This window comes from Aestuariirhabdus haliotis, assembly GCF_023509475.1.
Taxonomy (GTDB): domain Bacteria; phylum Pseudomonadota; class Gammaproteobacteria; order Pseudomonadales; family Aestuariirhabdaceae; genus Aestuariirhabdus; species Aestuariirhabdus haliotis.
In genome coordinates this window covers 82,902-95,523 of record NZ_JAKSDZ010000003.1, presented here as the reverse complement: position 1 = coordinate 95,523, position 12,622 = coordinate 82,902, and the positions used below count along the sequence as shown (strand labels likewise).

Below are 12,622 nucleotides of genomic sequence, written 5' to 3'. Positions count from 1 at the left end.
CCATTTCGGTTTATACATAGTTATTAATTCCGCTGTTATCGGCTAAACTGGCGCGCCATAATGCCCACATTCTGGACGTTTCTTTTCAAAGGATGGATTCATGCTACTTCGCTTGTTCGTCATGGTACTTGCACTGGTACTCGTATTTGGTGGTATTTTTGGCTTTGAACTCTTCAAGCAAGAGAAAATCGCCGAGTACATGGCCAGTTACAAGCCGGCTCCTGTCACTGTATCTGCCACCAATGCACAACAAGAACACTGGGTACCCTTCCTTGCTTCGGTAGGCACCCTGTTGTCTTTGCAGGGTGTAGATCTAGCCAGTGAACAGCAAGGAATCGTCTCAAGCATCCAGTTCCGTTCCGGTCAAACCGTTAAGAAAGGCGCGCTGCTACTACAGCTTGACGACAGCGTTGAGCAAGCCAACCTCAAGAGCTTTAATGCACAACTTAATCTTGCACAACTTAACTTTAACCGTGATAAGGCCCTGATCACGCGCAATGCGATTTCCCAAACACGATTTGATCAAAGCAAGGCGGAGCTTGACCAGGCACTGGCGCAGGTGCAACAAACACGGGCTACCATTCAGCAAAAAAGCATCAAAGCCCCCTTCTCTGGCCGAATAGGCATTCGCCAGGTGGAAGTGGGTCAATTTCTCTCTTCTGGCGATGCAATAGCCACCTTGCAAGCGGCTGAACGACTCTACGTTGATTTTAATCTGCCCGAACAAAATGTCCCGTTACTCCGCGAAGGGCTCAAGGTTGAGTTCAATGTCGAAGCGCACCCCGAAACCACTTTCGTCGGTCAAATTCAGGCGATCGATTCGCGCATAGATACCAACACCCGCAACATCCTGGTCCGGGCCGTTGTAGATAACCCGGAAGGACTATTAACGCCAGGCATGTTTGCGGCCATTCGTGTCCTCGTTGGTGAAGCCGAGCCTGTGATCACATTACCTGAGACGGCTATCGCATACTCACTCTACGGCGACACTGTCTTCCTGGTTGAGACCGATGCTGACGGTGGTATGACTGTACAGCGTAAAGCCATTCGGACCGGGCGCATTCAAAACGATCACGTTGAAATTATTGAAGGGGTTAAAGTGAACGACCAGGTCATCACATCCGGTCAGCTTAAGCTCAACAATGGCACCAGCATCGTTTTGGCTGAACCTGCTAAAAAGGATCAGTAATCGATGAAATTTACAGATCTTTTTATCAAGCGTCCGGTTCTTTCTTCGGTCGTCAGCCTGTTCATTCTGCTACTCGGAATCCAGGCGTTCCAGAACCTGAGTATTCGACAGTATCCGGAGCTGGAAAACTCGGTGATCACGATCAATACCGCTTATCCCGGTGCGACCGCTGATATTATCCAGGGTTTTATCACTACCCCATTGCAACAGGCCATTGCCAGTGCTGAAGGCATTAACTATATCACCTCCAGCAGCCTGCAAAGCCGATCAACCATCAGCGCCCACATCAACCTAGGGTACAGTGCTAATGATGCTCTGAGCGAAATTCAGGCCAAGGTTGCCGGCGTTCAGAATGAACTGCCCAGTGAGGCCGAGAAGCCCGTAATATCCAAGGATTCTGCCCGCGGTACGGCGCTGATGTACGTCAGTTTTTTCAGTGACGACATGACGAATGAGCAAGTTACTGATTACCTTGTGCGCGTTGTACAGCCCAAGCTATCTACTTTGGAAGGGGTTGCCGAAGCTGAATTGCTGGGAGCCAAAACATTCGCTATGCGAATCTGGTTAAACCCGACACGCATGGCGGCCTATAACGTCACCGCGAAACAGGTTGAGGATGCCATTCGTGAAAATAATTTCCTGACTGCCGCGGGTGAAACCAAAGGGGCTTTTGTTGCCACCTCGGTCAATGCCCTCACGGACCTCAAAGATGAAGAAAGCTTTGCCAATATTGTGGTCAAAAGCCAGGGAGATGCGCTGGTACGCATTCGTGATATTGCCCGGGTGCAACTCAATGCGGAGAACTTTGACAGCTACGTCGCTTTTAACGGTATTAGCTCGGTCTATATTGGTATCAGCAGCACCCCCAGCGCTAACCCGCTAGAGGTTATCGCTCGGGTGCGGGAACGATTCCCTGAGATTACAGAACAACTGCCCACAGGGTTACAGGGCGAAATCGTCTATGATGCAACCGAATTCATCCAGGCATCGATCGATGAGGTGGTCTCCACCCTGATCGAAGCCAGCCTGATTGTGATCGTGGTGGTATTCCTGTTCCTTGGCTCGGTGCGTTCGGTCATTATTCCTGTTGTCACCATTCCCCTGTCGATCGTCGGTGTGCTCTTTTTTATGCTGGCGATGGGATACAGCATCAACTTACTGACCTTACTGGCTATGGTGCTTGCCGTCGGTCTGGTGGTCGATGATGCCATTGTGGTGGTAGAAAATATTCACCGCCATCTCGAAGAGGGCCTCTCCCCTTTTGAGTCAGCCATACAGGGTGCACGCGAAATTGCCATGCCGGTCATCTCCATGACCATCACACTGGCCGCTGTGTACGCTCCCATTGGGTTTATGGGTGGTTTAACAGGGAAGCTGTTTACCGAATTTGCCTTTACCCTGGCGGGCGCCGTATTAATTTCCGGAATTATCGCTTTAACATTATCGCCAATGATGTGCGCCAAATTACTGCGCCATGATACCAGCAATGAAGGCCTGGCCCACCGCCTGGATATGCTCTTTGACCGCCTGCGAGGCGGGTATCAGAGGCAGCTGCACTCGGTACTTAATTACCGTCCGGTAACCGTGCTGATGACCATCACCGTGTTAATCAGCATCCCCTTTCTGTACCTTTTCACCAAGAGCGAGCTGGCACCGACCGAAGACCAGGGTATTGTCTTTATCTCGGCCACGGCGCCTAAATACGCCAACCTGGATTACCTCAACAAATACACCGAGAGTTATCAGTCGATCTTTAAGGAATTTCCCGAGTTTTCTCATAGTTTCCTTATTAACGGTTCAGGCTCCGTACAAGACTCTATTGCAGGTATGGCGCTGAAGCCCTGGGATCAGCGCGAACAGTCGCAGATGGCCATTCAGCCCCAGCTGCAACAAGCTCTGGACAAAATACCTGGCCTGCAGATCTTTTCTTTTAACATGCCGTCGTTGCCGGGTGCTGGCGGAGGCCTGCCGGTTCAGTTTGTGGTCAACACCACCGCCGATTATGAAACCCTGTATCAGGTGTCACAAAGATTAACCCAGGCCGCACTGGAAAGTGGCCTGTTTATGTTTGTCTCCAACGAACTGCGTTTCGATAAGCCGGAAACCCGGGTATTGATCGATCGTGACAAGGCGGCACAGCTTGGCATCAATATGAAAGAGATTGGTGATGCCTTTTCCCTGCTATTGGGCGAAGGCCGTATTAACCGCTTCTTCCTGGAGGGACGTAGCTATAAAGTTATCCCCCAGGCAGAACGTGAGATGCGCAATAACCGTGATTGGCTTCAGCACTATTATGTGAGCACCGATAGCGGCCAAAAAATCCCTCTGTCGACTCTGATCAAGGTAGAGTCTACCACTCGACCGAGCTCCCTTAACCAGTTCCAACAGCTCAACTCATCACTGATTCAGGGGGTTATGGCTCCAGGCGTCACCATCGGCCAGGCGTTGGATTTCCTCAATCAGAAGTCGACCGAAATCTTCCCCCAGGGGTTCTCCAAGGATTATTCGGGACTGTCCCGGCAATATGTCGAGGAAGGCAATAAGCTCTTCTACACCTTCCTGGTTTCGTTATTGGTTATCTTTCTGGTGTTAGCTGCACAGTTCGAAAGTTTCCGGGATCCGCTGGTTATACTGGTCACCGTGCCCCTGTCCATTTGCGGTGCCATGATCCCATTAGCACTGGATTTTGCCACTTTCAATATTTATACCCAGGTAGGATTGGTTACTTTGATCGGCTTGATCAGTAAACACGGTATTTTGATTGTCGAGTTTGCCAATCAGCTGCAGCTGCAAAAGGGTCTCTCCCCGAGAGAAGCGGTCGAAGAGGCTGCCTCCATTCGCTTGCGGGCGGTATTGATGACCACATTCTCCATGGTGCTCGGTGTATTGCCTCTACTGCTCGCGTCCGGCGCTGGCGCAGTTAGTCGCTTTGATATCGGCTTGGTAATCGCGACGGGAATGACCATCGGTACCTGCTTCACGCTCTATGTTGTCCCCACTATTTACACCCTATTTGCGAGTCGACATGCACAAACCGAACAGACCTAGGATCTTGCCAGGTCCTGTGGCCTGCCAAGGTTTTAAAGACAGCATCGTACCTGGCTCCACACAAAAGGCTATAGTTGGCGTACTAGCATCTGGTATTTCGTTGTGACAACTCAATTAACCACATTGTTGGCACGCCAACCGATTTTTGACACGGAGCGCAATGTCAAAGCGTACGAACTGTTGTTTCGTGCCGGAGACAACACTTCTGCGAATCTGGCTGAGGATGCCGGTGACAACGCTACCTCAACGGTATTCTCCAACCTTTTTGCCGGTGTGGAGCACGAAGAGCTATTGGGTAATGTCCCCGCCTTCATCAACTTTACACGTAATATTCTTTTACAAAACCTGCCACTAAGCAGTGACTATTACGTGGTGGAGGTACTTGAAGACACAAAAGTTGATGAGGCCTTGCTCCACTCGTTGACCACCTACAAACAGCAAGGTGTAAAAATTGCGCTGGATGATTTTGTTATCACCTCGGAAACCAGTCAGCTTTTGCCTTACGCGGACTATGTAAAGGTCGATGTGATGACATTGAGTCCGGCTGAAGTGCTTAAAACGGTCGCGTTCCTTAAAGCCTACCCGGTAACCTTGCTAGCTGAAAAAGTGGAGAACTACCAGGTTTTCGAATTTTGTCGGAAATTGGGATTCACTCTCTTTCAGGGTTATTTCCTATGCAAACCTGAAAATATCAAAGGTAAGCGCCTGGACTCGAACCGTCTTGTCATCCTCGAACTGCTTAAACTGGCACAAAACGACAACGTGGGTTTTAAAGATCTGGCCCACGTTATTGATAAGGACCCGAACCTTTCGATCAAGCTGATAAAACTCGTTAATTCGCCTTTTTACCGGCGGGCCCGGACCATTGAGTCGATCCAACAAGCCATTACCATGCTAGGCCTCGTACAGATCAAAAAGATGATCACCATGTTGTCGCTCGCGAGTCTCGACGATAAACCCGACGAACTGGTCACGACCGCCCTGGCACGGGCAAATATGCTTGAACAATTAGCATCGGCCGTAAAGCTGCCTTCTGGCCCCCTCTTCCTGGCTGGAATTCTATCCCTGATGGATGCCTTTATGGATCGTCCGTTACACGACTTGATTGATCGATTGTCGGTGGCCGATGAACTCAAGAGCGCTATTTTGGATTATCAAGGCCCTATGGGTCAGCTGTTGAAAGCAACCGTCCTGTTTGAGCAAGCCCAATGGCAAAAAATCGACTGGATTAAATTGGAGCAGCAAGGCATTACTCCAGAAACCATGCGCGATGCCTATTTTTATGGCCTGCAGATAGCGCGACAAATCACCAAGAAAAGTGGTTAGCTCAGCGGTTCAGCATTTGCCCCCCCGAAAAAAGAGATCCCCTTATTATTCCGGGTAACCTGTAATATCCCGAATCTCTTGGTAAAGTGGCTTTAACCGTCGATACATCTGTCGGTATACACGCGTATAAAGTTTCTGGTAAAGCTTATGGCTTTCAGGGTTGGGCTCAAACACCTGACCGGTTCTGGTCATAGCCTTCACCGCGCTATCAAAATCTTTGTACAACCCGATTCCTACCGCAGCATCGATCGCTGCCCCCAAACCCGATGTTTCATGAGTATGGGGGCGTTCGACCGGTAAACCGAAAATATCAGCGGTGATCTGCATAGCGGCATCGCTTTGCGACCCGCCTCCTGACACACTGAGCCTGTTAATTCTCCGACCACTACGCCGTTCAATCTGCTCTTTGCCTTCACGTAAGGCGTAAATCAAACCTTCGAGAATTGCCCGATAAATATGCGAGCGGGTATGCAGGTCACCAAAACCGATCACAGCACCTTTCATGTCCCGATCATTCAACCCCGGTGACCAGTAAGGTTGTAGCATAAGCCCCATAGATCCGGCGGGCACCTCTCTGACCAGGTCATCGAACAGAGCTTCCGGGGTCATACCCAACTCTTTCGCGCGTTGCGCTTCTCGCAAACCAAATTGCTGTTTGAACCAACTAACCATCCAGAAGCCACGATAGATCATCACTTCTGTATTATAAGCATCGGGAACCGCAGCGGCGTACGGTGGAATAAAACGGACGGGTTCAACATAGCGAAAACTGTTCGTGTTAATGGTGGCAGTCGTGCCAAAGCTTAAACAACCCACTTCCGCTTTCAACCCGCCCGACCCCAAAACCTCACAGGCTTTATCTGAAGCTGCAGCGATCAGGGGTAATCCGGCGGGTATACCGGTTACGTCACTTGCCGCAGCACTGATGAGTCCTAGCGTCTCTCCAGGTTTTACCAATTTGGGTAATTGCCCGGATTTGATACCAGAACAGCTCCACGCCCAATGACTGGAGCCGGCCCACCGCTGTTTGCGAAAATCAAACGGTAGATACCCCACGATCGCACCCACCGAGTCTACATAGTCGCCGGTGAGCCGGTAGCTTAAAAAGCCGGATAGCAACAATACTTTCGCTGTTGCCTTATAGATCTCTGGTTGATGTTGGGCGATCCAGTTCGCCTGGGCTTTGGAACGGAAATAATCAATTTTGCTACTTTGACCAGCCACAGCAAACAACCCTCGCCAGGGTTGCGGTATAGGTTCTGTAATGTCGGCACGGCGTTGATCGAGCCATAGGATAGCGGGCCTTAGCGGGTCCCCATTCTTATCCAGATTAATTACCGTTCCCCGCTGCGTGGTCAGGGCAACGGCAACAATTTGATCAGGGTCTGCTGCTTCCTGCTGCCATAACAGCTGACAAACCTCTCCAAGTTTCTGCCAAAAATATTCCGGCTCTTGTTCAGCCCAACCAGGAGAGGTCGAAAAATAGGCCTCCAATTCCAGTTTGGCTGAAGCAACCGGATTACCTTTGCTATCAAACAACAACGCCCGAACGCTCTGGGTACCGTTATCAATCGCCAGTATCAATCCGTCATCGTTCATGAGAGCTCCCGGGAAGCATCGGATGGTAGAGCGGTATGATCTACAGAGTCGTTATTTTCGGATAAACAAGCACTAACCTGTGACACTTTAACCCCCGCAGGTAAGGAGTAAAACGTATCTATGATGGCCCTGTAACGTTGTTCCTCTTGCTCCCAGCGTTTATTGCTCCATCCCAACAGAGGCTGGCAGAGCTGTCGCACCTGGGGTAACCATAACGCTGCCCCTTCGGGCAATTGCAATCCTACACGCGTTCGGCGCAGCAACAAATCATCGAGGTGCACGACTTTTTGAAAAGCGGCCGCCCAATAGAGTTCACTTAACAAGGTAGGTGTATTACCCAGGGTTCGTTGATCACTATGATGACTCCACCACTGATCGAGACGTTTACCATAGCGACCATGTAATCGCTTCCAGGCTCCGCCGCCAATACCAGCAGGGTGTACAGGCAACTGATTTATGCCAAACAGGCTTGGGGCACTCGAGTTGCCTGCCGAAGGTTTTGTCTGCTGTCTAACCAGCTCCAGCACTTGATCGGCAATGACCCGAAACGTTGTTAATTTTCCTCCGCTGACAGACACCAGACCCGGTTGAGCCCAGCACGCGTGCTCACGCTTTTCATCAGAAGGTGATAAACCCTCTCCTTCACTAATCACGGGACGTACTCCCGCCCAGGTAGAAAGCACCTCTTCAGGTTGCAGGTTAAGGTCCGGAAAACGATCCTGAACACAGGTCAATAGATAGTCGAATTCGTCAGCAGTAATCGACGCTTCTCGATCCATCGGCTGCTCATGATCCAGATCGGTGGTGCCTACCACGGTCGTTTGATCCCAGGGAAAGATAAAGACACTGCGTCCATCCCTGGGGTGGGGCATGGTCAAGACACTGCCGATTGGCAGGCGATGCCCCGGTAATACAAGGTGACTACCACGAAGTGGCCTTACCTGTTGTTGGCGATCGTTCTCGATGCCTCCAGAACGCCCCCAGAGTCGAGAAACCCAGGCTCCGCTGGCATTAACGACACACTTCGCATTAAGCGTTATGCACATTTTACTGACCTGATCTTCCGCCTTTAGGCCAACGATCCGACCCTCCTTTTCGATCAGTTCCATGGCTTTCAGGTAGTTGATCGCTATCCCACCCTGCTGCTCTGCTTCGTCGATTGTTCTTAACACAAGACGAGCATCGTCGGTTACCGCATCCTCAAATTGGGTGGCAGCCACCAACCCGCTAGCACGCAGTCCGGGTAACAGCATAAGGGTATCAGCAATACTCAGTGCTTTGTGGGTGACCCGTTTGGCGAATCGGTCATACAGTTTAAGCAGCATCCGCAAACCGAAACGCTCAACCCAGCGACCCCGGTAATGGGCATAGACATAGCTCATCGGCTCAACCAGGCCTTCGAGTTCAGTCATCAGTAACTCGCGTTCTCTGACCGATTCCCGAGTTAAGGCGAAGTCACCATTGACCAGATAACGCAACCCGCCATGAACCATCTTTGATGAGCGACTCGATGTGCCCCAGGCAAAGTCTTGCTGCTCCAGGAGCAAGACCCGCTGTCCTTGTTGAGCAGCCCTCAACATCACTCCGGCACCGGTTATACCGCCGCCAATAACCAGCAGATCCCACTCAGGCTGAGTTTTGATCGAAGCGATGAGCTGTTCGCGATCAGCTACGGCATTCATAGAAATCCCAGTTCTTTAATAGTGAATTAATCGTCAAGCAGAGTGCCCGGATTGAGCTGTTGCTGGCCATCAAACATTCCACATATCTGCTCGATACACTGGACCCCATACTCACCTTTTTCAATCGCAAGGTAAGGCGCATGATCCTTACCTACACCATGTTGATGGCTTATGGTGCCGCCATTTTCGACCACCGCCAGGGACCCTGCATGCTTCAGCTTTTGCCAGTGCTTCAGGGTGGCGTCTGCATCATCACCGGCTTTAAACAGGTAGGTTGTATAGATGCTGGATCCTTGCGCATAAACGTGAGACAGGTGACTAAAAACATGTATGGATTCACCCTCATCTTCAAGGGCAGATGAAAGTGCTCTCTCAATTTTACCCATCAGGGCAGTAACATTACTCCAGGTCGTGCAGGTTTCCAGCGTATCTACCATATACCCCTGATGCCATAGGGACTCGCGCAAATAGGGGAAACGGAAGCGTCCATGCTGCCAACGCTTACCCAGTAAACTACCGACATAAGCGCCACTCTGTTGACGAATCAGACGACGCATTTGACGCTGTGAACTACGACATTGAACACTTTTCCCGGTAACACCGTAAGTCAGCATTGTCGCGCCACCGTCGGCACTGTCTGTTACGTTAATACCGCGAATTCTCAGGTAACTTTCAAGTACAGAAATGGCACGCTGATGACCGGCAAGCCGCAATTGAGTGAACGTTTCCAGGGGATTGCTTAAGCGCAACATCGACACAGGTACCTTATCCTGAGCGGCGCGTTTAACGACCTCCTTACCCTGCTCCCAACTGGGGAGGAAAGCGACATAGAAATCCTCTTTCTCCGGTAATGGGCTGATACGCACATCAATCTCGGAAAGGATACCAATACGCCCTTCCGAGCCCATAATCATTTCACGCAGATCAATGCCCGCCGAAGAGGCGGGAATTGGAGCCACCTGGAGACAACCGTCAAACGTTTCCAATTTGCCACCGGCAAATAGCTGTTCAATTCGACCATAATGTACCGACTGCTGGCCACTTGAGCGGCTGGCAACCCACCCCCCCAAAGTCGACAATTCAAAAGATTGGGGATAATGCCCAAGGGTAAACCCCTGACCACGAAGCTGGGCTTCGAGCGCAGGTCCCGGCACGCCAGCACCAAAAGTGGCAACCTGGCTGGCCTTGTCGATTGCTAGCAGGCGATTCATACGCCCCATATCAACCGTAACAATCGGATGCCCGTCATCCTTAGGATTGATATGGCCAGCTACGCTGGTACCGCCGCCATAAGGGATAAGGGTATATTGCTTTTCCTTGGCCAATGCCAGTAGCTCGATGACCTGTTCACGGTTTTCCGGTAACGCGACCGCATCTGGAAAACAGTGGTAATCGCCGCATTTCATGGCGATCCAATCCGGAAAACTCTGCCCCCTGGCATGACAAATACGCTGTTCAGCGCCGGTATCAAGCAAGGCATGGGGCTCAACCCGACTCTCAGGCACCATTTTTATAACCTTGTCGAGGCTCACCTCGCCCAACGAACTGGATTGTCCTAACAGCTGCTGCAAGAAGCCCAGTGCTTCTTCGGGTAAAGGATAATCAGTTTTGGGATTACCCCATCCATTCCACCGGCGATTTTCGTTCACAACTCTGGCCCCTGTTATTTTGGATATTTACTATTATGTGTCCGGCCCTATACTAGTCTGCTGAAATTTTCAGAGTGAGGGGCCGATGAAGACATCGTTCTCTCCAATGGGGTCAGTCGTCTGGAGGGTGAATGGGAAGGTTGGGAAAGGTATCAATCGCTGCTGTGCAACAGTACATGCGTAATGCACAAGCTCGTGGTATTGATACCGACATTGCCCTGACTTCGGCTGGCATCGCCCCTGTTGATTTGCAGGACGGTAGCCAGCGTATCTCCGGGGTGCAATTTCAGAAACTGATACACCAACTGATTGAACAAGCCAAGGACCCGCTGTTTGGCCTGCATTGTGCCGACCATGTTCAACCTGGCTCATACAGCGCGTTGGGTTATATCAGCATGAATTGCGACACCCTGGGTGAAGCTATTCGACGAATCGTGCCCTATGAAAAGCTGATCGGTGATATGGGCACTTCGAGTGTTGAATATTATGAGGATTACACCGTTCTGCATTGGCAATGTCATTATGACGACCCCCTTGTTGTCCCCCAAATGGTCGATAACTGCCTTGCTTCCTGGCTGGCCTATGGCCGCTGGATTACCGATGGTGTTGGCTCCCCCTTAAAAGTCACCTTACAACGCCCAGCCCCAGAGTCGGCGCTGTTAGAACAGGAATACCACAAAACTTTCGGTTGTCCGATACACTTTGGCCAGGCGCATAATTCCCTGTTTCTGAAAAACATCCACCTGCATCTGCCATTACGTCAGGCCGATCGGCAATTGCTGCACACGTTGGAAGAGCATGCTCGAGCGCTACTGACTGAACTCGATGCCGAACAATCCTTATCGTTGCGGGTGCGTTACGCGCTTAAACAAAGAATCAGAGAGGGTATTCCCCGCAAGGATGCCATCGCTGAGCAGCTTTCCATGACACCCAGAACCATGCAGCGGAAATTGCGCCAGGAAAATACCAGCTACCAGCAAGTTCTGGATCAGTTGAGGCAAGAAACCGCCGAACACTTCCTGCTCGAAACCTCGATGCCTATCACTGAAATTGCCCTACGGTTGGGATTTAGTGAACCCCGCTCCTTTCACCGCAGCTTCAAACAATGGTCCGGCACAACACCCGGCGATTACCGCAGTCGAGAAGCTATACCGGATCCTGATGAATCGTAACATCGGCACCGGTAAAGCGTTGCTTGATCTTTTTTATAGCCCTGTCCGCTATGTCATGAGCCTCTTTAAGGCTCATGGAGCCATCCATCTCTAGATGCAATTGAATAATTGGCATAATCCCACTGCGCCGGGTTTTCAGATCATGAACCCCTTGCACCCCCTGTACGCTCAGAGCGATGGATTCAATCTCCTGTAACTGCTCGACAGGCAGCTGACGATCCATCAGCAAGTCAAAGCTTTCCAGCACTATTTCCCGAACCCCGTATAGCATATAGACTGCAATACCGATGGCGACCAGGGCATCCACCGATTGATAGCCAAGACTGGACAGTATCAACGCCAGCAAGACCGATGCGTTGGTCAAAAGATCCATGCGGTAATGCAAAGCATCCGCTTTGATCGTAATCGATCCGGTACGTTTGACCACATACCCCTGATACAGGATCAACACGGCCGTCAGGGCGATGGAAAACAGGATCACCCAGACACCCACCTGCTCATTAACAATTTCGCTTTGACTACGAAGATCGTCAATAGCGTGAAAAATGAGGAATATAGCGGAACCACAGATAAAAGCCGTTTGCAGTAAAGCCGCTAATGACTCTGCTTTGCCATGGCCGAACTGGTGGTCATCATCAGCCGGTTTCAGTGAATAGCGTACAGCCAGAAAATTGACCAGAGAGGCCATGGCATCGAGCATGGAATCCACCAGAGACGCCAACACGCTGACGCTACCGGTAAATAACCAGGCAAAGAGTTTGGCTATTATCAGGGTAAACGCGGTGGCCACCGACGCAACCGACGCTCTGCGCATCAGTCGTTCTCGCTGCTCCTGACTGGTACTGGCCTCGCTACTGGATTTCTCGTTCAAGGTAATAAACTCGATATATAAAAGGCGCTGTCAGTCTTGATAGTGCCTGATAGATGGTGGTTTTATCAAACCCGAAGCGAAGGCAT

8 protein-coding genes are annotated in these 12,622 nt (G+C 50.8%); 4 read left to right on the top strand and 4 right to left on the bottom strand.

Going from position 1 to position 12,622, the window contains the following annotated elements; genetic code table 11:
* The first annotated feature begins 100 nt into the window (after positions 1 to 100).
* The 3 genes from MIB40_RS03685 to MIB40_RS03675 all read left to right on the top strand — a co-directional run bounded on the left by MIB40_RS03685 (position 101) and on the right by MIB40_RS03675 (position 5,563).
* Positions 101 to 1,189, top strand: a complete 1,089-nt coding sequence (locus MIB40_RS03685) for an efflux RND transporter periplasmic adaptor subunit (RefSeq protein WP_249690970.1) — start codon at positions 101 to 103, stop codon at positions 1,187 to 1,189.
* Between the two features lie 3 nt (positions 1,190 to 1,192).
* The gene (locus tag MIB40_RS03680) at positions 1,193 to 4,237 is read left to right on the top strand and encodes a MexW/MexI family multidrug efflux RND transporter permease subunit (RefSeq protein ID WP_249690968.1); all 3,045 of its coding nucleotides are present in this window, start codon (positions 1,193 to 1,195) and stop codon (positions 4,235 to 4,237) included.
* Positions 4,238 to 4,339: 102 nt separating this feature from the next.
* Positions 4,340 to 5,563: an EAL and HDOD domain-containing protein gene (locus MIB40_RS03675; RefSeq protein ID WP_249690966.1), complete on the top strand. Its 1,224-nt coding sequence runs from the start codon at positions 4,340 to 4,342 to the stop codon at positions 5,561 to 5,563.
* 45 nt (positions 5,564 to 5,608) lie between these two features.
* Here the strand turns inward: MIB40_RS03675 and MIB40_RS03670 are convergent, their stop codons facing one another.
* Genes MIB40_RS03670 through MIB40_RS03660 form a run of 3 tightly spaced genes read right to left on the bottom strand, consistent with a single transcriptional unit; the run spans position 5,609 to position 10,493 of the window.
* A complete protein-coding gene (locus MIB40_RS03670; RefSeq protein ID WP_249690964.1) occupies positions 5,609 to 7,162 on the bottom strand; it encodes an FGGY-family carbohydrate kinase in 1,554 nt (517 codons plus the stop codon).
* Positions 7,159 to 8,844 carry a glycerol-3-phosphate dehydrogenase/oxidase gene (locus tag MIB40_RS03665; protein ID WP_249690962.1) on the bottom strand — a complete coding sequence of 562 codons (1,686 nt, stop codon included), beginning with the start codon at positions 8,842 to 8,844 and terminating at the stop codon, positions 7,159 to 7,161. The genes MIB40_RS03670 and MIB40_RS03665 overlap by 4 nt, the downstream gene beginning before the upstream one ends.
* A 26-nt stretch (positions 8,845 to 8,870) precedes the next feature.
* Positions 8,871 to 10,493: an FAD-binding oxidoreductase gene (locus tag MIB40_RS03660; protein ID WP_249690961.1), complete on the bottom strand. Its 1,623-nt coding sequence runs from the start codon at positions 10,491 to 10,493 to the stop codon at positions 8,871 to 8,873.
* A gap of 131 nt (positions 10,494 to 10,624) precedes the next feature.
* On the opposite strand from MIB40_RS03660, the gene MIB40_RS03655 reads away from it, so the two are divergent.
* Entirely contained in the window at positions 10,625 to 11,665 is a 1,041-nt protein-coding gene (locus tag MIB40_RS03655) for an AraC family transcriptional regulator (protein ID WP_249690959.1), read from the top strand.
* Here the strand turns inward: MIB40_RS03655 and MIB40_RS03650 are convergent.
* Positions 11,640 to 12,536, bottom strand: coding sequence for a cation diffusion facilitator family transporter (locus MIB40_RS03650; protein WP_249690957.1), 897 nt, complete (start codon positions 12,534 to 12,536; stop codon positions 11,640 to 11,642). The two genes, MIB40_RS03655 and MIB40_RS03650, sit on opposite strands and share 26 nt — an antisense overlap.
* Positions 12,537 to 12,622 lie beyond the last annotated feature (86 nt).

Excerpts from the sequence above, each read along its gene's own strand:
- MIB40_RS03670 (WP_249690964.1), bottom strand. The coding sequence starts at position 7,162 with ATGAACGATGACGGATTGATACTGGCGATTGATAACGGTACCCAGAGC.
- MIB40_RS03685 (WP_249690970.1), top strand. The coding sequence starts at position 101 with ATGCTACTTCGCTTGTTCGTCATGGTACTTGCACTGGTACTCGTATTT.
- MIB40_RS03680 (WP_249690968.1), top strand. The coding sequence starts at position 1,193 with ATGAAATTTACAGATCTTTTTATCAAGCGTCCGGTTCTTTCTTCGGTC.
- MIB40_RS03655 (WP_249690959.1), top strand. The coding sequence starts at position 10,625 with ATGGGAAGGTTGGGAAAGGTATCAATCGCTGCTGTGCAACAGTACATG.
- MIB40_RS03665 (WP_249690962.1), bottom strand. The coding sequence starts at position 8,844 with ATGAATGCCGTAGCTGATCGCGAACAGCTCATCGCTTCGATCAAAACT.